Origin of the sequence: Streptomyces sp. NPDC050287 (genome assembly GCF_044459385.1) — a bacterium.
Lineage (GTDB): Bacteria > Actinomycetota > Actinomycetes > Streptomycetales > Streptomycetaceae > Streptomyces.
Window position 1 is genome coordinate 543,207 of record NZ_JBITIY010000006.1, and the last position, 22,630, is coordinate 565,836.

The window sequence follows — 22,630 nt, forward strand, 5'->3', positions numbered from 1 at the left end:
CAACTTGTCCCGATCATGATGGAGAGCAGCCGATTCGCCGGAGGTCCGCCGTGGGATGGTCCGAACGCGTGGTGGTGCGGGACGGTGTCCGGCTTGTCTGCCGGGACTGGGGCGGGCCGGGACAGCCCATCGTGCTGCTGCACGGACTGGCCGGTCACGCAGGTGAATGGGACGCTCTGGCACGGCACTTGAGCTCCCGGTATCGGGTCGTCGCGGTCGACCAGCGCGGGCATGGCGCCAGTGAGCGCCACCCGCGGGACGTCTCCCGCGCCGCCCACGTCGCCGACGTCGTCGCCGTTGCCGATCAACTGGCGCTGCGGCGGCCTGTGTTGGTCGGCCAGTCGCTGGGCGGGCACACGGCCATGCTCACCGCCGCCGCGCATCCCGCGCTGGTCCGCGCGCTCGTGCTCGTCGAGGCCGGCCCCGGCGGTCCGAACCCGAACGCTCCTGAGGAAATCGGCCGATGGCTCGATTCGTGGCCGACACCGTTCCCCTCACGTGAAGAGGCGGCCGCGTTCCTCGGCGGCGGGCCGGTCGGCGCGGGCTGGGCGGCCGGGCTGGAGGAGCGCGAGGGCGGATGGTGGCCTCGCTTCGACCGGGACGTGATGGTCCGGTCGCTGGCGGAGAACGCCCGGCGTTCCTTCCGGCACGAGTGGGAGCAGGTCGCGTGCCCCACCCTGGTCGTCCTGGCCCAGGCCGGCTTCATCCCCGCGCGGGAAGCCGACGAGATGCTCCGGCTGCGACCCGCCACCGTGTCCATGAGCGTCCCCGGCACCAGCCACGACCTGCACCTGGAACAGCCGGAAACCCTGCACACCGCACTCTCGGACTTCCTCCGGGGCCTGGCCTGAGAAATCCTGCGCCGACACGACGACAGGGAGGTCAGACCCGCGGACAGCCATCGCTGCGCGGGCGGCGAGAGGTGTCCGGGGCCGTTTCGCCCGCGGGCATCACGGGCCGGTAGGGGCGCGTCCCGTTGCGGACGCCGCCGCGTTCGAATGGCTCACGAGCCGCGGCACCGTCGCTGGTGCTCAGTGGCGGTACGCGGCTGTCGCGATCTCGATGAAGGATCGGAGCAACGGGTTGGTGTTGCCTTCGTTCCACACCGCCACCACTCGGCTCGGCGCCATGTCGATCAGCGGCACCACGGCCAACTCCGCGGGCAGGTCGTGCCCGAGCGGGGCCAGGCCGACCGTGCCGTTCCACAGCACGGCCTGCAGGCATTCCTGGACGGCGCGGACCACTGGGCCCTCGCGCGGCCTGCCGCCGTTCCAGTACGACTGCCAGACGGGGTCGGTGCCCGGTGGGAACTGGAACCAGCGGCGTCCACTCAGATCGGCCAGCCGCAGCCGGTCGCGGCGGGCCAGCGGATCGTCGGCGCGCAGGACCACCCCGACCGGATCGGTCCGCAGCACACGCACCGTCAGGGCGGTCTCGTCGAACGGCGCCCGAGTCAGGGCGACGTCGACCAGTCCGGTGCGCAGCCCGCACGTGGGGTCGGTCAGATCAGTGTCGCGGATGCGGATGTCGATGCCGGGGTGGCTTCGGCGGTAGGCGGCGGCCAGCCTGGACACTCCGGGGTCGGTACCGTCGCCCAGGATGCCGACGGTGATGATCGCGACGCCGGCCGCCGCCCTCACGCGTACACCGACGCGGTCGGCATGGTCGAGCAGGGCCCGCGCCTCGTCGAGCAGCACCTCGCCCACCGGCGTGAGCGTGACGCCGGTGGGCGAGCGGACGAACAGCAGGGCCCCGACATCGGCCTCCAGCCGCTTGATCGCCCGGCTCAGCGGCGGCTGACTCATGTGCAGTCGGGTGGCGGCCCGGCCGAAGTGGAGTTCCTCGGCGACCGCCACGAAGTAACGCAAGGTCCGTAGCTCCACGCTGCCACGATACCCATGGGGTATCGGCGCTGCGGAATGGGTCTTGGACACTGGCAGGGTCCCGGCGGTGCACTCGTGAGCATGACCGAAGAAGCAAGGACCAGCGAGCCGCGGACCGACCCCGCCGTATCGGTGGTGGGTCCGGGCGGCGGCGAGACGATCGTTCTGGGCACCACGCACATGCGCGTTCTGGAGGACGGCAGCCACACCGGGCACCGCCTCGCGATCGCCGAGTCCGTCCTCGCCCCGCACACCCAGGGACCGCCGCAGCACCGCCACGGCCAACACGACGAGGGCTTCTACATCCTCTCCGGCACCGTGCGATTCACCGTCGGGGCCGAGGACTACGACGCCACCAGGGGCACGCTCGTGATGGTTCCGCCCGGTACCCCTCACACTTTCGCCAACCTGACCGACCAACCCGCCGTCATGCTCAGCACGTTCACCCCCGACCTGTACGTGCAGTACTTCCGAGACCTCCAAGAGGTGCTCGCCGACGGCCGGCCGCTGACGCCGCGGGCCAATGCCGACGCCATGAGCCGCTACGGGACCGAGCCCGCCACCGGCCTCGCCTGAGCCGACGGGAGGGAACGGCCCCGCCGATCTCCTTTCGACCGGCGGGGCCGTGGCGCTCCCGCCCGAGTCCGTCCCCTCGGACGACGGACCGGGCCTTCTCCAGGGGCTTCCCCGGCAATCGACGGAATCGACGCAACCGACGGGTCCCCGCGAACCGGTGGCCCATCAACGGAAACCATGAACGGGACCATGAACATCGCCTATTGGGTCGTCGCTGGACTGCTCGCCGTCTTCTACTTCTACGCAGGCACGCTGAAGGTGATCCGCAGCCGCGATCAACTCCGACCGATGATGGCCTGGGTCGACCGCATACCCTTGCCCGCCCTCAGGGCGCTGGGGGCGGTCGAAATACTCGGCGCGGCCGGCCTGATCCTGCCGCCAATGGCAGGCATCGCTCCCTCGCTGGCGCCGGCCTCAGCCATCGGCTTCGTACTCCTGCAGACCGGTGCGGTCGCTGTCCACCTGACCGGCGAAGACCGCCGGATCGCACTCAACATCGGGCTCATCGCCACCGCGGCCGTGACCATCTGGCTGGCCACCGGGCTGTGATCGAGACAGTCCTCGACTGGTGGAACAGTGGATGCGTAGGCCCTACGGAGCCGGTCACAGGATCTGAGCACGGCTCCGTCGAGCATCGTCCGGCCCCCGGAAGAAACGGCCCAGGCCACCGATCACGGGTTCCAGAAGACGCCGGTGAACGCGCGGTCGAAGCGTCGCGCGGCCAGGTCCTCGCGCTGGATCACCCAGTGGACGGAGGCGCTTTCCCAGCCCTGGACGTCCATTCCGGCTTGCCAGTCGGCCAGGAGCACCCAGTCCGAGACGTCGGCCGAAGCCGGTCCGTCCCACCGGCCCAGTTCCGCCGCTTTCACGGCATTGAACACGGCATCGGCGACCGGATCGCTGTAGATGGCCTCCTCATCGGCGTATCCCCCGATCTGCAGCGGCCCCTTGGCGGCGATGTCGTCATGGGTGCTCTCCCAGACGGCGACGAGTTCTTCGGCGCGGGGATGCCCCGGAAGCGGCTCGCTCCACGGCTCCTCGGAGAGTTCGACCGCGTGGTGGTAGGGCAGCGACACGTCGGGCGTCGCCCACAGCGGACCCTCGGGAAACTCCTTGAACATCGCCTCGTAGTCGTCGATGTCGGAGGGGTTCCAGGCGTGCCTGTCCCGTTCCGTGACGGCCGTACCGGCGGGGACGTACACCACGCTGCCCATGGTCTCGTGGTAGTCGGCGGTCTCGGGGAAGGCGAAGAGCAGCAGGTGGCCGTCGGGAGGCAGGGGCAGGTCCGTCGCGTCGGCGGGCAGGGCCGCGAGGTCGATGGAGGCGACGTACGGGTGCTCGGGGTCCGGGGTGTCGGCCGGAAGCAGGAGCGGACCGCCGAACCGGCCCACGACCGGCCCGTCCCCGCCCCGCGTCAGCGTCGCGCAAGGGCGGGCGGTGGCCAGCCATCGCTCTATGTCGTCGGCGGGTATGCCTCGCGCGATCGCCTCGTCGCGGAAGGGACTTAACCGGTTCCACAGCTCAGGAGTCATGGGCAAACCGTAGAGGGCGGGACTGACACAGCGGCCCAGCGGCGAGACATGCTCCAGTCGACGTCAGGCCGGCGCTGAGGTTCCTGGAGGTGTGGCGTTGACGGGTGTTTACCCGGTCAGAGAGGGTTGGGCTCCGGTCAAAGGAGGACCAATGGCACTGTGGAAGAGACGAAGTAACCGCCAGAAGGAGCAGTTGCCCAAGGTCCCCCGCTACGACGTCGAGATGGGGCCCTGGGATGCGATGCTCTGGCTCGCAGCCGGACAGGTCGACGCGGGCCAAGTCGCGTCGGCCGAGGACAATTTCCGTCAGGTCATGGAGTCGGGCGACACCGCCGCCGGGCCGATCGGGGCCTTCAATCTCGGGATTCTGCTCGAAAGGCGGGGGGAGCTGACCGGGGCCGAGGACGCCTACCGGCGTGGCCTGGAGTCCGGGCATCCGAAAGTCGCGGCGATGTGTGGGGTCAATCTGGGCCTGTTGCTCAAGCGACGCGGTGATATACAGGGCGCCGAGCAGTGCCTACAGGCGGCGATAGAGACCGGACATGCCGACCACGCTCCCAGGGCCATGGTCGAGCTGGGCACGCTCGCTCTGGAAAACAGCCGGCTCGAGGCCGCCGAGAGCGCCTTCCGTGATGCCCTCGCCACCGGCCACCCGGACGAAGCACACCGGGCCACATTCCATCTCGGACGGGCACTCGTGGGTCGTGGAGATCTCGACGGCGGGCAGGAGTGCCACCAGCGGATCCTGGACGCCGAGCTGAACGACTTCACCGCCGGCGCCCACTATTCGATGGGTGAGATCCAGGAGATGCGCGGGGAGACGACGGCCGCACTGCAGTCCTACATCGCGGCTGCGGAGCTCGGCGACGAACAGATCAAGAACCTGGCCCTGGAAGCCATACGCCAACTCAGGTGACGATCCCGGGGCGTCTGACCGGAGTGCGGCCCGGGCCGCACGTGCGGAGGCGCGCCCGCACGGTGACTGGAGAGCACCTCGCGCAACTGCTGACAGACGCCCTGGCCGGCACGTCACCGCATGCGGGAGGACGCGGTCAGGCCGGCTGCCACAGCTCGATCCGATTGCCCTCAGGGTCGGTGACCCAGCCGAATCGGCCGACACCCTCCATGTCCTGCGTCTCTTCAGCCACGTCAGCTCCCTTGGCGCGCAATTGCGCGAGCATCGCTTCCAGGTCGCGGACCCGGAAGTTGAGCATGGTCTGCTGGGCGCGGGACCCGAAGTAGTCGCTCTCGGACTCGAACGTCGCGAACACCGTCGGCCCGGCTCCCTGACGCCACAGGCCGTTCTCGTCGGCGTCCAGGCCGAGGCAGTCGCGGTACCACGCGACCAGGGCCGCCGGGTCGGCGGCGCGCATGAAGTATCCACCGATTCCGAGCACACGTTCCATGCCGCCATCTTGCCAGGATCCCCGTTCACCGGCCCCTGGTCGGGGCGGTCGACGCGGCTGTCCACGCGTGGTCGGGGCTTGGACGGGCGGGGTCGTTCGACGTTGTTCCGGGCCCGGTGTGGAGGACTTCGCGGGCCTGTTCGGCGGCGCGGGTGATGCTTTCGCTGATGAAGTCGAGGAAGCGGGCGATGTTCTCCAGGCGGGCGGCGGCGGGAGTGTGAGGGCCGAGGACGGCGACGCCTTGGCGGGCGGTTTCGACGAGCTGGTCGTTGGACCGGGCGCTGGCGATCGTCGCCTGGTAGAAGAGTTCGTCGTCGACGACGTAGCGGTCGCGACGGCGTTCGTCGCGTTCTCGGCGGACGAGGCTCTGGCTCTCCAGGAACGTGATCGCTTTGGAGACGGACGCCGGGCTGACCTGGAGGCGCTGGGCGAGTTGGGACGCGGTGAGGCTGCCCGCGTCGGTGGTGAACAGGCAGGTCAGCACCCTGGCTGTCATCTTGGTCAGGCCCGAGGCCATGAGGGCGGTGGTGAGCGTCTCCTCGTACTCGGCCACGGCCTCGGCGTCGCGTCCGTGCGGCTGGGGGACTGACTCCGGTCCACGGGAGGAGGCGGGCCCGCGCCGGTGGGCGCGGCGTTCGGTGGCGCGGTGGGCCAGGTCGGCGCGGTAGGCGGTGGGGCCGCCGTTGCGCATCACCTCACGCGTGATCGTCGAGGTCGGACGGTCGAGGCGGCGGGCGATCTCGGCGTAGGGGAGGCTGTCGGCCAGCCCCAGCGCGATCTGCCGGCGTTCCTGCTGGGTGAGCCTGCCTCCCGGCATCGCGATCTCCTTGGTGATCCTTCGCGGCTGTCCCTGATCCACCAACACCATAGCGTTCACGTCTCACTCATTGCAATGAGCAGAGCGATGGTCGTTGCATTGCACTCACAGTCGTTGCAACAGTTCTCATAGTCTGACCTGCGCATATGTAGCTCTATTGCAATTACCTCATTGCCTGAATCTGGAAAGCAACGTAGCGTTTCCGGTGTCAGAAACAGCGCGAGCAAGGGAGAGCACGATGCAGAAGTTCGACACCCCCGCCCCGATCTCCGCCGTCCTGGACCTCCCCGCGGGACGCGTCCAGTTCATCGCCGCGGACCGCGCCGACACCACCGTCGAGGTCCTGCCCGCCAACCCCTCCAAGAGCCGCGACACCAAGACCGCCGAGCAGACGGAAGTCGCCTACGCCGACGGCGTGCTGCGGATCACGGCCTCGGGTACCGACAGCCGGCTCTTCGGCCCCTCCGGTGCCCTGGAGGTCACCGTCCGGCTGCCCGCCGGCTCCCGTATCGAGGCCAAGGCCGCCAGCGCCGAGCTCCGTGGCGTGGGACGCCTCGGCGACGTCGTCTTCGAAGGCGCGTACCGCCAGATCAAGATCGACGAGGCCGCGAGCGTCCGTCTCACCGCGAGCGACGGCGATGTCGAGGTCGGCCGGCTGGGCGGCCCCGCGGAGATCAGCACCGAGAAGGGTGACATCCGGATCGCCGAGGCCGTGCGAGGCACGGTCGTGCTCCGCACCCAGTCCGGCGACATCTCGGTGGTCGCCGCCGCTGGCGTCTCGGCCACCTTGGACGCCGACACCGGCTACGGCCGAGTCAGCAACGCTCTCAAGAACGACGGCACCGCCGAACTCGAGATCCGCGCCACCACCTCGCACGGCGACATCACCGCCCGCAGCCTCTGAGGTGGCACAACACCAGGATCCCTGCGATCCAGAGCAGGGCCTGGAGAAGTCCAACCAGACGCTCGCACACGACCAGGGGGAACACATGACGAAGAACAGCACTTCCTCGGCCGGTTCGGAGACCGGCGCGAAGAACGGGGCCAGGGCCGGTTCGGCGACCGGCGCGAAGTGGACCGGCATGGTGCCGGTGGACGATACGGCGCTGGCCGTCACTGACACCGGCGGTCCCGGTATCCCGGTGGTCTACCTCAACGGCCAGTTCGCCACTCAGGGGTACTGGCGGCGAGTCGTCGCCGAACTGGGGGCGGGGTGGCGGCACATCACCTACGACGAGCGGGCCCGCGGCAAGAAGTCGAAGCGTTCGGCGGACTATTCCTTCGAGGCAGCCGTCCGGGACGTCGATGCCGTTCTCGCGGCCAGGGGCGTGGACCGGGCGCTGGTGGTGGGCTGGTCCTACGGGGCGGTCGTCGGGGCGCACTGGGCCGGCCGGAACCCGGAGCGTGCCCTGGGCGCGGTCCTGGTCGACGGCGCGTTCCCGTACGACTGGCTCGACGAGGCCATGGAGCAGCGGATCCGGAAGCTGTTCAAGCGGATGAGCTGGTTCCTGCCGCTGCTGCGCCCGACCGGCCTGGCCCCGCGGATGACCGCCGACCAGCAGGCGAACAGCAACATCGAGCTCGGCAGGCTTTCCCGCGAACGCGAGCTGGGCCCCGTACTGGACGAGATCACCGTCCCGGTGCGGTACGTGGTCGCTTCGGGGGCGTCCTTCGGAAGCCGCGGTGACGAGCAGGAACGGATACGCACCAGCCTCGACGCGGTGACCGCCCGCAACCCGAACATCCGGATCGGCGCGAAGGTCGCCGGCAACCACGGGGCGATCCTCAAGAAGGACTTCCCGGCCATCGCCGAGGCTGTGCGCGAGGTCGCCGCCCTCGACGACGCAGGGCGCTGAAGACACGACAGCGGGTTGACGACACCCGCTGATCGTGTGCCCTGGGTGACCGCTCAGGTGCCGAGACTCTGGAGGGTTTCCTTCACCAGACGGTTGAGCTTGGGCGCGTACGGCGAGTTGTGCGACGACAGCTTGGCGACCGCCGCGCCCAGCCACTCGGCATCACCGAGCCGGTTCAGCGCCTTTGCCTCGGTGAGCCCGCCGAACAGCCCCTTCAGCACGTGGACGTGAGCGGCCGTGTAACGGCGCTCGTGATGCGTGTACCGCACCGACCACAGGTCATACGGATGGCGCACCATGCCGTGCAAAGAGCAGCCGTCCCGGCCCATGTCGGCACCGGGCGGCGCGCCGAAGCCCAGGCCGAAGGTGGTGTGCCACCTCCGGTAAGCGGCTCGCACCTGCAGCTCCATGAACCGGGACCACTCGATGGTGAACAGGGGTGCCGTCTCCTCTCGCCGGCGGTGCTCCAGGCCCTCGGGCGTGAGCACGATGGACACGCCCTCCTTGCGCGTCGGGTCCCCGATCACCCACCGCTCCCCGATCAGCTCCAGCGGCCCTAAGTACTGCGTCATAGCCCCTCCCCTGTGTCCTGCTTCTGCCCGACTGGGAACCCTCATGTCCTGCTGTCCGCCCGACTGGGATCCCTCATGCCCTGCTTCCGCCCGACTGGGAACATAACCGACGGCCGGAAACCGACGAAGGCCGGTGGTGTGGGGCTCGGTTCGTCGCCGAGTGCTGGATCTTCACGGGGCTGCGGGAGCCAGACGTGGCACCGGCGGCAGCGGCTCGTGCGTCGGGGAGACCTGGAACGCCTGGATCACCAGCGCGGCGAAGCGGCGGGAAGCCGCGACCCGGGCGGCCGTCGACGGTACGTGGATGCCCCTGTGGGCCATGAGCATGAGGATCAGGTCGTCCAGGACGAAGTCGGGGCGCAGGCGGCCGGTGTCCTTGGCGCGACGGGCGAGTTCGGCGATCGCGTTCATCGCGTACGCACGGTCCGCGGCGAAATCCACCGCGTCGGGGAAGGCCGACATGAAGGCTTCGGTGAAGCCCCTGTTCTCTGCGTGCAGTTCGCAGGTTCGCTCGACCACGCGGCGGAAGCCGCGCCACGGATCCGGGTCGGCGAGCCCCTCGTCGACGATGGTGTGGCAGGTCCGCATCTGGTCCTCGAAAACCTCGGTGACCAGCGTCTGCTTGGTCGGGAAGCGGCGGTACAGGGTGGCGGGGCCCACCCCGGCGTGCCGGGCGATCTCGCGCATCGGCACGTTCAGCCCCTCGGTGGCGAACAGCGTGCGGGCCGCGTCGAGGATGCGTTCACGGTTGTCCAGAGCGTCGGAACGCAGGGCGTGAGGCAAATGGTCGGTCACCACTCTCACTTTAGTTAAACGGACGGTGGCGTCCATTAGCGTCCGTGGGCAGGTACGGAGGCTTTGTGCTTCCTGAGCTGAAGGGGCGGTGCTCGAACGGCGGCCGCTCCCAACGGTTTCCGATCCGTTCCAGAACCAGGAGACGACATTGAAGGCAGTCGCGATCCAGGCGTTCGGCAGCCCCGAGGGTCTGGCGGTCATCGACCTCCCGGCCCCGACTCCCGCCGGTGGACAGGTGTTGATCGACACAGAGGCGATCGGTGTCGGCGGTGTCGACGCCGTGATCCGGCGTGGTGGTGCTCTCGCTGCCGCCTACGGTTTCAAGGAAGGCCATGTCCCCGGCAGCGAGGTGGCCGGCACTGTGGCAGCGGTCGGCGACGGGGTCGACACGTCATGGATCGGCCGGCGCGTGTGGGCGTTCACGGGCATGGGCGGCGGCTACGTGGAACAGGCGATCGCCCCGGTGGAGGAGATCCTCCCCCTCCCCGCGAACCTGTCCGCTGCCGACGCGGTGACGCTCGGGAGCTCCGGAGTGGTGGCCCACTTCGGCCTCGCCCATGGCAACTTCGCCGCCGGCGAGTCAGTGCTGGTGCGTGGTGCGGCCGGCAGTATCGGGATCATGACGGTCCAGCTCGCGGCTCGTGGTGGTGCCGGGGCAGTGGCGGTCACCACGTCGTCGGCCGAGCGTGGCGACCGTCTGCGCGAGCTCGGCGCGACCCATGTGCTGGACCGCTCCGGTGCGGGAGGCGAGGACGCTCCAGCGGGCTACGACGTCATCATCGACATCGTCGCCGGGGCGGACATGCCGTCGTTCTTCGACAGGCTCAATCCCAACGGTCGCATGGTGGTCGTCGGGATCGTCGCAGGGCAGCCGCCGGCCGACTTCGGCAGGAGCATGCTCGCAGGGTTCCGGAAGTCGATGTCGTTCGCCACCTTCAGCGCCGACACCGTGAGCGGACCCGATCGACATGCCTTGCGGTCCGAGCAGTTCACCGCCGCCAGCCGCGGCGGCGAACTGCGGACGGTGGTGCACGAGGTGCTGCCGTTGGAGCAAGCCGTGTCGGCACACCGGAAGATGGACGCCGGTGAGGTGTTCGGGAGGATCGTGCTGACGCCGTAGCCCGCGCGGGCGAAAGCTCTTCTCCTCCCTCCTGAGAACTTGCGCAGATAGGAGGTGTGGGGAGCCCCGGGGACAAGGTAGGCACAGGTACCGATGATCATGGAGTTGCAACGCTCTGTGACCACTGGGAGACCTGTGTCCGTCCTTCCAACTTGGCTGATCGACCCGCTCTGGGACCAATTCGCGGCACTGCTGCCCAAGCGCCCTACGGTCGCCCCAACTCACCCGCTGGGTTGCCACCGCAGCCGTATCAGCGACCGGATCGTGTTCGACAAGCTGCTACAACTCCTGCGGTTCGGCTGCTCCTACCAGGCGATCTCCGACACGACCTGTTCGGCGACCACCATCCGCAACCGCCGCAACGAGTGGATCCGGCCCGGTGTCTTCGCCCGGCTCAAGCAGATCGCGCTGGAGTCCTACGACCGGAGCCGGTGCCCGTCAGCCTTGGGTGAGGTTCTCGGATGCCGGCCGGGTGAGGGTGTCCGCCACTGTTGTGCAGGCGAGCCGGGCCACGGAGCGCAGCTCGGCGTCTGAAGCGCCGGCACGGCTCAGTACGGCCAGTGACTGGTTGACGGCGACGACAAATGTGGCGAGTTCGTCGAGCGTTTGGGTGTCGGCCGAGGAGTCCGCCAGTGCCGCGCGTACCCGTTGGCGCTGCAGGTCGAGCAGGCCACGCACCTGAATACTGTTCTCCTCCTTCAGCGTCAGTGACTGTGCGGCGGACTGTGCGATGAGGCATCCCACGGGGACCGACGGGTCGGCGATGCGGCTCAGGATGACGTCGAAGAATGCCTCGACCGCGCGCACCGGATCACCAGGGTGCGCCGCGAGTGCCTGCTCGTACTGCGCGCCGTAGATCGACGCGTAGCGGTCGAGGCTCTGGCGGAACAGGGCGTCCTTGGTACCGAAGGTGCCGTAGAGGGAGCCGCGGCCGAGACCGGTGGCGGAACCGAGGGCATCGAGCGAGGCCTCGGCGTACCCGCGCTGCCAGAACACTCGCATGGCCTGGTCCAGGGCCGCACTGACATCGAACTGCTTCCGGCCGGACATGGCGTGCACCTCCCGTTTCCCTTGCCTGCTGTGAGCCTACCCACATCTTGGATCGATCGGTCAAATCATCTTTGACCGATCGATCCAAGATGCGTAGTGTGATGACCAGCGTTCCCGCACTCGAAAGGCCACACGATGATCGACAAGGTCGCGTCAGACGTCCGCACACAGGCGGTTTCGCCCGTTGACGGACGCGGGCCCCGCGCCGGGTTCTGGCTCGTAGCCGCGGTGCACCTGCTGGTCATGCTGGGCGGCACGCTGCCGATCCCGCTGTATGCGTTCTGGGCGCCGCAGATGGGCTTCGGGCCCTTCACCACGACGCTGGTCTTCGCCGTCTATGCCATGGGGACCGTGCTCGCGTTGATGGTGTTCGCGTCGCTTTCCGACCGCGTGGGCCGCCGTCCCGTGCTGGCTGCTGCTCTCCTGGCCGCGGCGGCGAGCACAGCGCTGTTCCTCGTCGCCCACAACGTCGGAGCCCTGTTGGGGGCACGGTTTCTGTGCGGCTTGAGCACCGGTGTCTTCACCGCCACGGCGACGGCCGCGCTGGGTGAGCTTGCCGGAGCCGAACACGCCCGGCGGGCGTCGACCGTCTCCACGGTGGCGAACATGGGCGGGCTGGGGCTGGGCACCGTTGTCGCCGGGCTGTTCGCGCAGTACGGGGCGGATCCCACCCACCTGGTGTTCTGGGCCTACCTGGCCACCCTGGGCCCGGCGCTGCTGGCCGTCATCGTCACCCCCGAAACCGTCACGGCCCGCCAGCGCCTCACGCTGTCGGTGCGCCGGCCGACCATTCCCGACCAGCGGACAGCGCGGACCGAGTTCCTGCAGGCGGCCACAGCCGTGCTCGCCGCGTTCGCGGTCGCGGGACTGTTCTCGTCGTTGGTGCCTTCCTTCCTCCGTGAACAGTTGCACGTCCACAACGTCGCGGCTGTCGGCGCACAGGTCGGGCTGTTGTTCATCGTCGCCCTGATTGCTCAGGTAGCCGCCCCGGAGCGGTGGATCTCCGGGCGCTGGCCGGTACCGGCGTTCCTCATAGCGGGCGTCGCAGTGTTCGAGACCGGCCTGTGGACACGGTCACTGCCCACGTTCGCCGCCGGAACCCTTCTGGCGGGTGCCGGCATCGGCCTGGCCTTCCGCCGCGGCATCGGGGTCACCCAGCGGCTCGCCGACCCGCGGCGCAGGGCGGATCTCCTTTCCACGTACTTCCTGTTCGCCTACACCGGCACGATCGTGCCCACGCTGGCCCTCGGGCTCCTCGACCAGACCATCGACCAGGACGTCGCAACCCTGATCCTCGCCGTCACCGTCATGGCGACAACCCTCACCAGCGCACTGAGCCGCCCCACTGGCGCCACCCCCTGATCGGCCACCATCGTGCCGCTCTCTCGCACCGAAGGAATGATCATGAATCCGTCATCAACCAGCCTCCCCGCACCCGAAGGACGCGGTTCCGTCCCCCAGGCGCCGAACCTCCCGGCCCGATTCACCGACACCTTCACCAGCCGCTACGTCGACACCGGCGACCTGCGCCTGCACGCCGTCACCGGCGGCGAAGGGCCCGCGCTGCTGCTGCTGGCCGGCTGGCCTCAGACCTGGTACGCCTGGCGCCTCCTGATGCCCGCGCTGGCCCAGGACTTCCACGTCGTCGCGGTCGATCCGCGCGGTGTCGGGCTCTCCGACAAACCCCAGGACGGGTACGACACCGGCACCCTTGCCCGCGACATGGTGGCGCTGATGGCCTCGCTCGGACATCAGCGGTTCGCCATGGTCGGTCACGACGTTGGGATGTGGACCGGCTACGCCCTGGCCGCGGATCACCCTGACCGGCTCGACCGCCTGGTCGTCGCCGAGGCCGCGATCCCCGGGCTTTCCCCAACACCGCCTCTCTTCGGCAGCCGGGACGCCAACGACCGCCTCTGGCACTTCGCCTTCAACCGCCTCACCGACGTCAACGAGCAATTGGTCAGCGGACGAGAACACCTCTACTTCGGCCACCAGTTCGCCACGAAATCCGCGAAGGCACTGCCCGACTACGCCGTCCAGCACTACATCGACACCCTCGCCGCCGACCCGGAAGCCCTGCGAGCCAGCTTCGAGTTCTACCGCGCACTCGATACGACCATCGAACAGAACCAGAAGCGCAAGACTCGACCGCTGTCCCTCCCCGTCCTGGCGATCGGGGGAGCGGAGAACTTGGGCGCATCGGTCGGCGCAACGATGAAGCTTGCCGCCGACCACGTGGAGAGCCTTGTCCTCCCCGAGAGTGGCCACTACCCCGCCGAGGAAACCCCAGAGGCGATGCTGTCGGCACTGACCGCATTCCTGGCCCCATACCGTGACAGGTCGACCGCATAAGAGCTCGCGCAGATAGGCGGTGTGGGGAGCCGCCTATCTGCGCGAGCTCTGAGTCCCCTTCTCCCTCTCCTCAGGCGCCGCTCCAGGGGTCCGCCCTGCGCGCCAGCTTCTTCGCCCGGCGGCGTACGTCCGGGGGGAGGCGGTGGAGGACCGTGCGGGCGGCTCGGCGGATGTGCGGGGCCGAGGTGGTGCGCAGGAGGATGCGGTGCGGGAGCGTGTCCTGGCCTGGTGAACGTACGGAGAGACGGAGTTGGCCGGCCGGGCCGCCCCAGGCCGGGATCACCAGGCGGGGTGGAGTGCCGACCCTCACCGAGCCGAAACCGAGACCGCCGCCGAAGCCGGGACCGCCGCCGATACCGAGGCCAGCGCCGAGACCGAGGCCGAGGCCGCGGGGGCCGGAGCCGGGACGAGGACCGGTCCCGAGGCCTGGGGCGGCACCGCGCGTCCCGTCCTCGCTGCGCGTCACCCTCGCCCTGCGGCCCACGCCGAGGAGTTGGGCGCTGGCCCACACCACATGCGTGCCGGGTTCCATCGGCCGGCCGCCGGCCAGGGTGAGGGGGTCGATGGCGGTTTCGCCGGTGAGCACGACGCGGTGGCGGCCGCCGCCGAGCGGTTGCGTGCGCGGGGTCAGGTCGGCGTCCGGGTACCACCACAGGTCCTGGGCGGTGTCGTGGACGAGGAGTTCGCCGTGGGCGTGGCCGAGGGGGTGCGGGGCCTCCCAGCCCTCGGCGCCCTTGATGCCGGCCAACAGGTCGGGGTCGAGGAGCATACGGCCGTAGCGTTCGACGAGGGCGAGAGGTCCACCGTCGGCGCGGCGCATGCCGATCGTGGTGGTGACGTGCAGTTTTCCGTCACGCCAGCGGATGTCGTCGACGGTGACCTCGGGCTTGATGCCCTGGGTGCGGCGGGCGAGTTCGACGAGGGAGTCCAGGTGGCCCTCCTCCAGCAGGTGCGCCCGGAGTCGGGTGAGGGCGGGGAGGCCGTCGCGTACGCCGGGCGGGTAGGCCTCGAGGGCCATGCGGCGTACGACGTCGAAGTGGCGCTCGAGGTTCTTGCCGGTGCGCTTGAGGACGCGGGGTTCGCCCACCGGGCGGAGGAGTTCGACGCGGTAGGAGCGGCGGAGCAAGTGGTCCTGCAGGGGTCCGGGTCGGGTGTCCTGCTTGATGGCTTCGACGACCGTGCGGAGGTAGCCGTAATAGTCCTCCGGCGCGGTGCCGCGGCTGCTGGTGTTGCCGCCGTCGTCCCGGCGTTTCCATACGTAGCAGGGGTGGTCGCCGAGGATCGAGACCGTCTTGGCCCGCAAGTAGGCCTGGACCATGAAGAGTTGGTCCTCCAGCCGCACCGGGCCCTCGGGGAACCTGAGGTCGTGGGCGAGCAGGAAGTCGCGGCGGAACATCTTGTGCGGGGTGAGGCTCTCGATGAGGGGCGCGTCCTCGACCGTGCACCGCTCCACGGTGCGTTTGAAGACGTTGCTGGGGCCCTGCATGGTGCCGACGACCTTGCCCAGCACGATGTCGGAGCCGTTGCGGCCGGCCAGGCGATGCAGGTGTTCGAGGGCTGCGGGGGTCAACTCGTCGTCCTGGTCGACGAATTGGACGTACTCGCCGCGGGCCTCCCGGACGCCGACGTTGCGGGGTTTGCCGGGCCAGCCGGAGTTCTCCTGGTGGATCACGCGCACGTGTGCGTGCTGGGCCGCCAACGCGTCGAGGCGCTGCGCGGAGTCGTCGGTCGAGCCGTCGTCGACGTAGATGATTTCGTACGCGTCCGCCCCCAGTGTCTGGTGTAAGAGTGACGGCGCGCAGATGTCGATGTAGCGGCCCGCGTTGTAGACGGGCACCACGATGCTGACCTTGAGCATGAACGCTCCCCCCAACAGAGACGATGTGTCTCCTGTTGTTCTTTGGACGTTCAGGCTCTGGCAAAGGTTGTCTCACGCGAAACGATTCAGGCGAGTGTCTTCGGGAATGACCCGATCGCCCCATACACGGCCCGCGGTTGATCCACGGCGCGATCGGCGGCCCCGGTACGTCGACGCCGACCTGCTGCGCCGACCTGCTGCGCTTCGCCCCGGCCGGTGCCGGGGCGAAGCCTTGTCGGGGATACGCGGCGGGGGTTGCGCCGTGTGGGGTCAGGCCGTGGGCATCAGTTGGGGACGGCCGAACAACAGGGCGTAGCCCGGCGGGAGTTGGGCGAGGATGCGGTCCACCAGGTCGTCACCGAGCAGGGGCGGAAGGACGCTCAGGACCGAGCTGACGTCCCAGCGGGCCGTGGCCGGGGTGGCGCCCTGGATACGGTCCGCGATGCTGTCGACGAACTCCGCCGCGGTCAGGGGGCGGGTCGCCGGGATCTGGGACGCGACCACCCGGGCCGCCTCTTCGGGCAGGGCGTGGGCCAGGTCGACCCGTTCGTCGCCGATCACATGACCGCCCAGGGCCGACATGACGATGCGGATGACGCGTTCCGCCTCCGCCGCGGTCGGGTACTGGCCGGCCTCACGTACCGCGTCCACCAGGTCGGTCCAACTGGGCCGGTCCTGCGCGGTGTCGTTCTGCCGGGGCGTGGGCTGCACGCTCAGCACGGTCACGTCGAGGCTCCTTCTCTGGATCGCGGGATCGCGGGATTGCTGGATTGCGGATCGCGGTATTGCGGGATTCCTGGATTGCGGGATCGCTCCGGGAGGGGGCGCGCGGCGCGGCCCGCGGGTGGGGGATGCCCGCGGGGCGCCTCTGGCTGCGTGTACCTGTCTTCGGTTCTCTTCGTTTCCCTTCGGTTCTCTTCCGGTGTCCACGTTGTCTGCGGTGTCTGCGGCTGTCGCCGGTCAGCTGTTGAGCTGCTTACGGTTGCTGTCGCCGCCCGTGATCTGGATGCGGCGCGGCTTGGCCTGTTCGGCCACCGGGATGCGCAGGGTCAGGACACCGGCGTCGTACGAGGCGTCGATACGTTCCGTGTCGAGGGTCTCGCCGAGGAAGAGCTGGCGGGTGAAGGTGCCCGTGGGGCGCTCGGCGACGAGCAGTTCCGCGTCCTCGGGGGCGGGGGAAGGGCGCTCGGCGCGGACGTTCAGGACGTTGCGTTCGACATCCAGCTCGATCGACTCGGGGTCGACGCCGGGGAGGTCGAAGTGGACGACGAAGTCGTCACCGGACCGGTAGGCGTCCATGGCCATCGCCGACGGGCGGGTCGTGGAGCCGAGGACCTGCTGCGCGAGCCGGTCGAATTCGCGGAAGGGATCCGTGCGCATGAGCATCACAGTTCACTCCTTTCTTCAGGCGCTTCTGTGCGATGCCCTACGCCTTCTTATATAGCTCGAAGGAGGAAACTTGACAAGCACCGGCTCAGTTTCGAGGCGGCGGTCCACGTGAGCGTTAGCCTCAAGCCAAGAGGTATCGGCCGAAGACCCAGGTGAGCAGGAGGCAGGCATGGCGAAGGTTCCCAGCGCGGTGGTCGCGGCGGGCGGGATCGTCGGCGGGTACGGCGTGGCCCGGTGGACGAAGAAGCGGCAGCTGGGCGGGGCAGTGCTGGTCGTCGCCGGGGCCACGGCCGCGCAACAGTGGCGGCAGCGGGCGGGCGGGAAGGCCGCGGGCGCGCTGACGGCGGCGTACGTCGCCGCCTTCGCCGGGTCCCACCCCCTCGCCAAGAAGGTCGGCGCCTGGCCGGCCGTGTTCGGGGTGGCGGGGGCGGTGGCCCTGGCATCGTGGGCGGTGGCCGACCGGAACGGTTGAGCGGACCGGAACGGTCGGGGAGGTCATGGTCCCCGGCACGGCTCCTCACGATCGGCTCACACCCAGTTTTCGTTATCGCCGCCGTTCCCGCACGTCTCCTCACCGTCCCCGCCAGGGACGCGACCCAAGACGCACAGACGTCGAGACGTTGAGGTGTGACCACGTGATACGACAGTTCAGCCGCCGGAGCATGCTGAAGGCCACGGGTACGGCCGCCGGAGCCCTCGCCATCGGTACGGGGCTCACGCCGGGCCCCGCTCACGCGGCCGGCCCGACCCTCGTACACCCCGGTCTGCTGCACACCCGTGCCGACCTGGACCGTATGGCGGCCAAGGTGAAGGCGGGCGCCGCGCCCTACACCGCCGGTTTCGCCAAGCTGACCGCCAACCGGCATGCGCAGAGCGGCTGGACGGCGAACCCGCAGGCGACCGTGTACCGGGGCGCGGGCAGCCCGCAGAACTACCAGATCCTCTACAACGACATCCACGCCGCCTACCAGAACGCCCTGCGCGGCCACGTCAGCGGCGACAGCGCGCACCTCGACACCGCGGTCGCGATCCTGAACGCCTGGTCGGCCAAGCTGACCAGCCTTGAAGGCAGCGCCGACCGGTTCCTCGCGGCCGGGCTCTACGGCTACCAGTTCGCCAACGCCGCCGAACTCGTCCGTGACCACCCCGACTTCGACCTCGGGCGGTTCCAGTCCATGCTGAGCTCCGTCTTCGCGCGGCTCAGCGACGACTTCCTGGTCCATCACAACGGCGCCGTCATCACGAACTACTGGACCAACTGGGACCTCACCGCGATGGCCTGCGTGCTGGCCACCGGCATCTTCTGCGACGACAAGGCCCAAGTCGGCCGGGCCGTCGACTACTTCAAGAACGGGGCGGGGCTCGGTTCCGTCAAGCACGCCATCCCCGTCGTGTACGGCGACGGGCTCGGCGAATGGCTGGAGGCCGGCCGCGACCAGGGGCACGCGCTGCTCGGCGTGGGCCTGATGGGCACGGTGTGCGAGATGGCCTGGAACCAGGGGATCGACCTGTACGGCTATGACGACAGCCGTTTCCTCAAGGGCGCCCAGTACGTGGCCAAGTGGAGTCTGGGCGGGGAGGTGTCCTACACCGCCAACACCCGGGCCAAGGGGGCGATCAACGGGTGGTCCGGCCGCGAGACCGCCGCCGACGTGGCGAGCGTGATCCCGGGGATGCAGCGGCCGATCTGGGCGATGATCGCCAACCACTACACCAAACGGCGGGGGCTGTCGGCCACGTACCTCACCCGGGCCGCGGCGCAGGCCGCGCCCGAGGGGGGTGGCGGGGACTACGGGCCCAACAGCGGCGGGTACGACCAGCTGGGGTTCGGGACGCTGGCGTTCACGCGGGATCGGCGGGCCGGGACGGTCGGTGGGTCCAGTAGGTCTGCCGGGTCCGGTGGGACGGGCTCCGGCGGGGACGCCGGGACCGGGACCGGGACCGGGACCGGCTCGGGCGCCCGGCCTCAGACGGCGGCTTCCGCCGCCGCGTCCGCGTCCCCGCGGGCCGGGGGCGACCTCGCCGCGACCGGGTCCGACGACGTCGTCGGCTGGACGGCCGCGGCGGGGATCACGGCGGTTGCCGGCGGGCTGCTGTTCCTGCGCAGGCGGGACCAGGGGCGGCGCGAGGCCGGTAAGTAGACAGCCACGCCGGGGCAGCCACCCGCGGCCGGACCGGGGCAGCCACCCGCGGCCGGACCGCCGTGGCTGTCCGCAGCCGGACCGCGGTGGCTGTCCGCGGCCGGACCGCGGTGGCTGCCCGCGGCCGGACCGCGGTGGCTGCCCGCAGCTTGGCGAAGGTGGCTGCCCGCCGGCTCGGATGCGGGGCTACGCCGTTGCCGTTCGGGAGCTCGGGGCCGAGGGGCTGGGGTCCTTCGCCGGGTCTGACGCTGTTGAGTCCGCCGCCGTCAGGGGCGTGGCGATGTCTTCCAGGGAGCGGCGTTCCGCTCGTACGGCGAGGACCGCGGCCACCAGGCCGGCCAGGCACATGAGAGCCGCGCCGATCTGGAAGGCGAGGACCGTGTCGCCGACCTTGCCCGTGCCGGTGAGGTCGGCGAAGAGCAGGGGTCCGCTGATGCCGCCAGCGGCGGTGCCCAGGGCGTAGAAGAAGGCGATGGACATCGCGCGGGTCTCCATCGGGAAGATCTCGGAGACCGTGAGGTACGCGCTGGAGGCGCCGGCGGATGCGAAGAACAGGACCGCGCACCAGCAGGCCGTCAGCGTGGTCGCGCTCAGCGAACCGCGGTCGAACAGCCAGGCCGTGCCGAACAGGAGCAGGCCGGAGAGCAGGTACGTCCCCGAGATCATCACCTTGCGGCCGACTGTGTCGAACAGCTTGCCGAGCAGCAGCGGGCCGCAGAAGTTGCCGATGGCGATGACGGCGAAGTAGTAGCCGGTGTCGCCGGTCGGGACGTCGTAGAACGTCGTCAGGATCGCGCCGAAGCCGAAGGTGATCGCGTTGTAGAGGAACGCCTGGCCGATGAAGAGGGCGAAGCCGAGGATCGCGCGCCGACGGTAGTCGGCGAAGACGGTACGGGCGATCTCCATGAACGTGACGCTGCGGCGCTGGTGGATGGTGATCTCGCCCTCGGGCCGGACCAGTCGCTCGCTCTGCTCGGACTCGACCCGCTTCTCGATCGAGGTGACGATCCGTTCCGCCTCCTCGTCCCTGCCGTGGATCAGCAGCCACCGCGGGCTCTCCGGGACATGACGCCGTACGAGAAGGATCACCAGGGCGAGCACCGCGCCCAGCGCGAAGGTCAGCCGCCAGCCGACGTTCGCCGGGAAGATGTCGGTGTTCAGCGCGACGATCGACAGCAGCGAACCGCCGACCGCGCCCAGCCAGAAGCTGCCGTTGATCATGAGGTCCACGCGGCCGCGGTACTGGGCCGGGATCAGCTCGTCGATCGCGGAGTTGATGGCCGCGTACTCGCCGCCGATGCCGAAGCCGGTGAGGAAGCGGAAGGCGAAGAACCACCAGGTGTCGAAGGAGACCGAGGTGAGGGCGGTGGCCGCGAGATACACCGCGAGGGTGATCATGAAGAGCTTCTTGCGGCCCCACTTGTCGGTCAGGCGGCCCCAGAACAGGGCACCCGCACAGGCGCCGGCGACGTAGAGCGCGGCGGCGATACCGGTGACCTGGCCGGAGCTGATCGGCAGGCCGCTGCCGGGCTCCGAGAGTCGGCTGGCGATGTTGCCCACGACGGTCACTTCGAGGCCGTCGAGGATCCATACGGTGCCGAGACCGAAGACGATCGTCCAGTGCCAGCGGGACCAGGGAAGGCGGTCCAGGCGGGCGGGGATGTTGGTGGTGACGGTGCGGCCGGTCGCGGCCTGCGCGGTGGTCATGGGCTCCCTCCTCCTCGAGCGGAACCTCCATCGGGTGCCCTGACGCTGCCGCCTTACGCTGTCGCCTTACGCTGCCGCCTTACGCTCCACTGGTTGCCGGCCGGTCCTGGTGCGGGCCTCGCTGGGGCTCGACCGGCCCCTCTCCGGCCGTCGACGTGGCCGAGCAGCCCGATCATGCTGCCTGCCCGGCTACGCCCCCAGCGCCTGCGACACCGTGTAGATCAACAACCCCGCCAACGACCCCACCACCGTGCCGTTGATCCGGATGAACTGCAGGTCGCGGCCGATGTGTGCCTCGATCTTCCGGGTCGTGTGTTCCGCGTCCCAGCCCGCGACCGTGTCCGTGATGAGGGAGGTGATCTCGCGGCGGTAGGTGGTGACGACGTAGACCGCCGCGCCCTCGACCCAGCCGTCCACCTTGCCCTGCACCTTCTCGTCGACGGCCATGCGGGAGCCCAGCGACAGCAGGGAGGCGCGGACGCGCAGCCGCAGCTCGCTGCGCTCGTCCTCGGCGGCCGAGACGATCATGGAGCGGACGGCGGTCCACGCGGAGGCGATGAGGTCCTGCACCTCGCCGCGCCCCAGCACCTCGCCCTTGAGCCGCTCGACCCGCGCGCGGGTGTCCGTGTCGGACTGCAGGTCGGCGGCGAAGTCGGTGAGGAAGCGGTCGAGGGCGCCGCGGGCCGGATGGGACGGCATGTCCCGCATCTCGGCGCAGAAGCGCAGGAGCTCCTTGTAGACCCGCTCGCCGACCTTCTTGTCGACGAACCGGGGGGTCCAGCCGGGTGCCCCGCCCTGGACGGCGTCCATCACGGAGTCGCTGTGCAGCACCAGCCAGTCGTGCGCGCGGGCGACGACCAGGTCGACGGCCCGCCGGTGGCCGCCGTCCGCGACGATCCTCTCCAGCAACTTGCCGATCCCGGGCGCGATCTCCTGGGCGTCGGCCCGCCGCGTGATCGCCTCGCCGACCACCGCCTGCACGTCGGAGTCGCGCAGGACGGTCAGGGCCCCGCGCATGGCGGCCGACAGTTCCGCCGTCACCCGGTCCGCGTGCTCGGGGTCCGCGAGCCAGACGCCGAGCCGGCTTCCTATGCCGACCGCGCGCAACCGCTGCCGTACGACGTCCTCGGAGAGGAAGTTCTCACCGACGAACTCGCCCAGCGAGACGCCGAGCTGGTCCTTCTTGGTGGGGATGATCGCGGTGTGCGGGATGGGCAGGCCCAGCGGGTGGCGGAAGAGGGCGGTGACCGCGAACCAGTCGGCGAGCGCGCCGACCATGCCGGCCTCGGAGGCCGCGGCGACATAATCCGCCCAGGCGCCGGCGCCTTCGTTCGAGGCCCACTTCGCCAGGATGTACACCACCGCGACGAACAGCAGCAGGCTGGTCGCGGTGATCTTCATACGGCGGACTCCGCGCTGCTTCTCCTTGTCCGCCTCGCTGAACGTGTTCATGGCGCGCGCTGCCGCCGCGGGCACCCCGCGTGCGGCCGAGGCGGAAGCGGGGACGGCGGCGGCTGCACGCTCGGCAGTCACGGCCGGCCGCGTATCCCGGCCCACGTCAGATGACCTGCTT

General features: G+C 69.8%; 23 protein-coding genes and 1 pseudogene. 12 read left to right on the forward strand and 12 right to left on the reverse strand.

Annotated features, from left to right (window positions below; all coding sequences use genetic code 11):
* Window positions 1-50 precede the first annotated feature (50 nt).
* Entirely contained in the window at window positions 51-851 is an 801-nt protein-coding gene (locus tag ACIBK3_RS24380; protein WP_399368656.1) for an alpha/beta fold hydrolase, read from the forward strand.
* Window positions 852-1,031: 180 nt separating this feature from the next.
* Here ACIBK3_RS24380 and ACIBK3_RS24385 read toward each other — a convergent pair whose 3' ends face one another.
* Window positions 1,032-1,883 (reverse strand): LysR family transcriptional regulator, encoded by an 852-nt coding sequence (locus ACIBK3_RS24385; protein ID WP_399368657.1) that lies wholly within the window; start codon window positions 1,881-1,883, stop codon window positions 1,032-1,034.
* A gap of 81 nt (window positions 1,884-1,964) precedes the next feature.
* On the opposite strand from ACIBK3_RS24385, the gene ACIBK3_RS24390 reads away from it, so the two are divergent.
* The gene (locus ACIBK3_RS24390) at window positions 1,965-2,459 is read left to right on the forward strand and encodes a cupin domain-containing protein (RefSeq protein ID WP_399368659.1); all 495 of its coding nucleotides are present in this window, start codon (window positions 1,965-1,967) and stop codon (window positions 2,457-2,459) included.
* A 189-nt stretch (window positions 2,460-2,648) separates the two neighbouring features.
* Complete coding sequence (locus tag ACIBK3_RS24395; protein ID WP_399368932.1) at window positions 2,649-3,008, forward strand: DoxX family protein; 360 nt, start codon at window positions 2,649-2,651, stop codon at window positions 3,006-3,008.
* Between the two features lie 122 nt (window positions 3,009-3,130).
* On the opposite strand, the gene ACIBK3_RS24400 is transcribed toward ACIBK3_RS24395, so the two are convergent.
* Window positions 3,131-3,991 (reverse strand): DUF1963 domain-containing protein, encoded by an 861-nt coding sequence (locus ACIBK3_RS24400; RefSeq protein ID WP_399368661.1) that lies wholly within the window; start codon window positions 3,989-3,991, stop codon window positions 3,131-3,133.
* Between the two features lie 151 nt (window positions 3,992-4,142).
* Here ACIBK3_RS24400 and ACIBK3_RS24405 point away from each other — a divergent pair, with 151 nt between their 5' ends.
* The gene (locus ACIBK3_RS24405; RefSeq protein WP_399368663.1) at window positions 4,143-4,907 is read left to right on the forward strand and encodes a tetratricopeptide repeat protein; all 765 of its coding nucleotides are present in this window, start codon (window positions 4,143-4,145) and stop codon (window positions 4,905-4,907) included.
* Between the two features lie 136 nt (window positions 4,908-5,043).
* On the opposite strand, the gene ACIBK3_RS24410 is transcribed toward ACIBK3_RS24405, so the two are convergent.
* Both ACIBK3_RS24410 and ACIBK3_RS24415 read right to left on the reverse strand, forming a co-directional pair.
* Window positions 5,044-5,397 carry a VOC family protein gene (locus ACIBK3_RS24410; RefSeq protein ID WP_399368665.1) on the reverse strand — a complete coding sequence of 118 codons (354 nt, stop codon included), beginning with the start codon at window positions 5,395-5,397 and terminating at the stop codon, window positions 5,044-5,046.
* A 25-nt stretch (window positions 5,398-5,422) separates the two neighbouring features.
* The gene (locus ACIBK3_RS24415; protein WP_399368934.1) at window positions 5,423-6,214 is read right to left on the reverse strand and encodes a helix-turn-helix domain-containing protein; all 792 of its coding nucleotides are present in this window, start codon (window positions 6,212-6,214) and stop codon (window positions 5,423-5,425) included.
* Window positions 6,215-6,452: 238 nt separating this feature from the next.
* On the opposite strand from ACIBK3_RS24415, the gene ACIBK3_RS24420 reads away from it, so the two are divergent.
* Window positions 6,453-7,118, forward strand: coding sequence for a DUF4097 family beta strand repeat-containing protein (locus ACIBK3_RS24420; protein WP_399368667.1), 666 nt, complete (start codon window positions 6,453-6,455; stop codon window positions 7,116-7,118).
* Between the two features lie 85 nt (window positions 7,119-7,203).
* Window positions 7,204-8,070: an alpha/beta fold hydrolase gene (locus tag ACIBK3_RS24425; RefSeq protein ID WP_399368669.1), complete on the forward strand. Its 867-nt coding sequence runs from the start codon at window positions 7,204-7,206 to the stop codon at window positions 8,068-8,070.
* A gap of 53 nt (window positions 8,071-8,123) precedes the next feature.
* Here the strand turns inward: ACIBK3_RS24425 and ACIBK3_RS24430 are convergent, their stop codons facing one another.
* Together ACIBK3_RS24430 and ACIBK3_RS24435 are read right to left on the reverse strand one after the other, a co-directional pair.
* Window positions 8,124-8,642 (reverse strand): hypothetical protein, encoded by a 519-nt coding sequence (locus ACIBK3_RS24430; protein ID WP_399368671.1) that lies wholly within the window; start codon window positions 8,640-8,642, stop codon window positions 8,124-8,126.
* Window positions 8,643-8,813: 171 nt separating this feature from the next.
* On the reverse strand, window positions 8,814-9,437 hold the full coding sequence (locus ACIBK3_RS24435) for a TetR/AcrR family transcriptional regulator (protein WP_399368673.1): 624 nt from the start codon (window positions 9,435-9,437) through the stop codon (window positions 8,814-8,816).
* A 148-nt stretch (window positions 9,438-9,585) separates the two neighbouring features.
* On the opposite strand from ACIBK3_RS24435, the gene ACIBK3_RS24440 reads away from it, so the two are divergent.
* Window positions 9,586-10,557, forward strand: a complete 972-nt coding sequence (locus tag ACIBK3_RS24440; RefSeq protein ID WP_399368675.1) for a zinc-dependent alcohol dehydrogenase family protein — start codon at window positions 9,586-9,588, stop codon at window positions 10,555-10,557.
* 135 nt (window positions 10,558-10,692) lie between these two features.
* Window positions 10,693-10,983 (forward strand): annotated as a pseudogene (locus ACIBK3_RS24445) (transposase); the annotation flags it as partial.
* A gap of 12 nt (window positions 10,984-10,995) precedes the next feature.
* Here the strand turns inward: ACIBK3_RS24445 and ACIBK3_RS24450 are convergent.
* Window positions 10,996-11,607: a TetR/AcrR family transcriptional regulator gene (locus ACIBK3_RS24450; protein WP_399368677.1), complete on the reverse strand. Its 612-nt coding sequence runs from the start codon at window positions 11,605-11,607 to the stop codon at window positions 10,996-10,998.
* A gap of 135 nt (window positions 11,608-11,742) precedes the next feature.
* Here ACIBK3_RS24450 and ACIBK3_RS24455 point away from each other — a divergent pair, with 135 nt between their 5' ends.
* Both ACIBK3_RS24455 and ACIBK3_RS24460 read left to right on the forward strand, forming a co-directional pair.
* Entirely contained in the window at window positions 11,743-12,969 is a 1,227-nt protein-coding gene (locus ACIBK3_RS24455) for an MFS transporter (RefSeq protein ID WP_399368679.1), read from the forward strand.
* A 42-nt stretch (window positions 12,970-13,011) separates the two neighbouring features.
* Window positions 13,012-13,962: an alpha/beta fold hydrolase gene (locus ACIBK3_RS24460; RefSeq protein ID WP_399368681.1), complete on the forward strand. Its 951-nt coding sequence runs from the start codon at window positions 13,012-13,014 to the stop codon at window positions 13,960-13,962.
* Window positions 13,963-14,032: 70 nt separating this feature from the next.
* On the opposite strand, the gene ACIBK3_RS24465 is transcribed toward ACIBK3_RS24460, so the two are convergent.
* The 3 genes from ACIBK3_RS24465 to ACIBK3_RS24475 all read right to left on the reverse strand — a co-directional run bounded on the left by ACIBK3_RS24465 (window position 14,033) and on the right by ACIBK3_RS24475 (window position 17,206).
* Window positions 14,033-15,820, reverse strand: a complete 1,788-nt coding sequence (locus tag ACIBK3_RS24465; protein ID WP_399368683.1) for a glycosyltransferase — start codon at window positions 15,818-15,820, stop codon at window positions 14,033-14,035.
* Between the two features lie 270 nt (window positions 15,821-16,090).
* Entirely contained in the window at window positions 16,091-16,537 is a 447-nt protein-coding gene (locus ACIBK3_RS24470; RefSeq protein ID WP_399368936.1) for a DUF2267 domain-containing protein, read from the reverse strand.
* Between the two features lie 243 nt (window positions 16,538-16,780).
* Window positions 16,781-17,206 (reverse strand): Hsp20/alpha crystallin family protein, encoded by a 426-nt coding sequence (locus ACIBK3_RS24475; protein ID WP_399368685.1) that lies wholly within the window; start codon window positions 17,204-17,206, stop codon window positions 16,781-16,783.
* Window positions 17,207-17,378: 172 nt separating this feature from the next.
* Here ACIBK3_RS24475 and ACIBK3_RS24480 point away from each other — a divergent pair, with 172 nt between their 5' ends.
* Together ACIBK3_RS24480 and ACIBK3_RS24485 are read left to right on the forward strand one after the other, a co-directional pair.
* Window positions 17,379-17,681, forward strand: coding sequence for a hypothetical protein (locus ACIBK3_RS24480; RefSeq protein WP_030667012.1), 303 nt, complete (start codon window positions 17,379-17,381; stop codon window positions 17,679-17,681).
* 190 nt (window positions 17,682-17,871) lie between these two features.
* Window positions 17,872-19,350 carry an alginate lyase family protein gene (locus ACIBK3_RS24485; protein WP_399368687.1) on the forward strand — a complete coding sequence of 493 codons (1,479 nt, stop codon included), beginning with the start codon at window positions 17,872-17,874 and terminating at the stop codon, window positions 19,348-19,350.
* 186 nt (window positions 19,351-19,536) lie between these two features.
* On the opposite strand, the gene ACIBK3_RS24490 is transcribed toward ACIBK3_RS24485, so the two are convergent.
* On the reverse strand, window positions 19,537-21,057 hold the full coding sequence (locus tag ACIBK3_RS24490; RefSeq protein WP_399368689.1) for an MFS transporter: 1,521 nt from the start codon (window positions 21,055-21,057) through the stop codon (window positions 19,537-19,539).
* A 189-nt stretch (window positions 21,058-21,246) separates the two neighbouring features.
* Window positions 21,247-22,509, reverse strand: a complete 1,263-nt coding sequence (locus ACIBK3_RS24495; RefSeq protein ID WP_399368938.1) for a DUF445 domain-containing protein — start codon at window positions 22,507-22,509, stop codon at window positions 21,247-21,249.
* Window positions 22,510-22,630: the final 121 nt, after the last annotated feature.

Excerpts from the sequence above, each read along its gene's own strand:
- ACIBK3_RS24415 (WP_399368934.1), bottom strand. The coding sequence starts at position 6,214 with ATGCCGGGAGGCAGGCTCACCCAGCAGGAACGCCGGCAGATCGCGCTG.
- ACIBK3_RS24475 (WP_399368685.1), bottom strand. The coding sequence starts at position 17,206 with ATGCTCATGCGCACGGATCCCTTCCGCGAATTCGACCGGCTCGCGCAG.
- ACIBK3_RS24405 (WP_399368663.1), top strand. The coding sequence starts at position 4,143 with ATGGCACTGTGGAAGAGACGAAGTAACCGCCAGAAGGAGCAGTTGCCC.
- ACIBK3_RS24425 (WP_399368669.1), top strand. The coding sequence starts at position 7,204 with ATGACGAAGAACAGCACTTCCTCGGCCGGTTCGGAGACCGGCGCGAAG.
- ACIBK3_RS24490 (WP_399368689.1), bottom strand. The coding sequence starts at position 21,057 with ATGACCACCGCGCAGGCCGCGACCGGCCGCACCGTCACCACCAACATC.
- ACIBK3_RS24395 (WP_399368932.1), top strand. The coding sequence starts at position 2,649 with ATGAACATCGCCTATTGGGTCGTCGCTGGACTGCTCGCCGTCTTCTAC.
- ACIBK3_RS24485 (WP_399368687.1), top strand. The coding sequence starts at position 17,872 with ATGCTGAAGGCCACGGGTACGGCCGCCGGAGCCCTCGCCATCGGTACG.
- ACIBK3_RS24430 (WP_399368671.1), bottom strand. The coding sequence starts at position 8,642 with ATGACGCAGTACTTAGGGCCGCTGGAGCTGATCGGGGAGCGGTGGGTG.
- ACIBK3_RS24410 (WP_399368665.1), bottom strand. The coding sequence starts at position 5,397 with ATGGAACGTGTGCTCGGAATCGGTGGATACTTCATGCGCGCCGCCGAC.
- ACIBK3_RS24495 (WP_399368938.1), bottom strand. The coding sequence starts at position 22,509 with ATGAACACGTTCAGCGAGGCGGACAAGGAGAAGCAGCGCGGAGTCCGC.
- ACIBK3_RS24390 (WP_399368659.1), top strand. The coding sequence starts at position 1,965 with ATGACCGAAGAAGCAAGGACCAGCGAGCCGCGGACCGACCCCGCCGTA.
- ACIBK3_RS24460 (WP_399368681.1), top strand. The coding sequence starts at position 13,012 with ATGAATCCGTCATCAACCAGCCTCCCCGCACCCGAAGGACGCGGTTCC.
- ACIBK3_RS24480 (WP_030667012.1), top strand. The coding sequence starts at position 17,379 with ATGGCGAAGGTTCCCAGCGCGGTGGTCGCGGCGGGCGGGATCGTCGGC.
- ACIBK3_RS24450 (WP_399368677.1), bottom strand. The coding sequence starts at position 11,607 with ATGTCCGGCCGGAAGCAGTTCGATGTCAGTGCGGCCCTGGACCAGGCC.
- ACIBK3_RS24400 (WP_399368661.1), bottom strand. The coding sequence starts at position 3,991 with ATGACTCCTGAGCTGTGGAACCGGTTAAGTCCCTTCCGCGACGAGGCG.
- ACIBK3_RS24420 (WP_399368667.1), top strand. The coding sequence starts at position 6,453 with ATGCAGAAGTTCGACACCCCCGCCCCGATCTCCGCCGTCCTGGACCTC.
- ACIBK3_RS24465 (WP_399368683.1), bottom strand. The coding sequence starts at position 15,820 with ATGCTCAAGGTCAGCATCGTGGTGCCCGTCTACAACGCGGGCCGCTAC.
- ACIBK3_RS24455 (WP_399368679.1), top strand. The coding sequence starts at position 11,743 with ATGATCGACAAGGTCGCGTCAGACGTCCGCACACAGGCGGTTTCGCCC.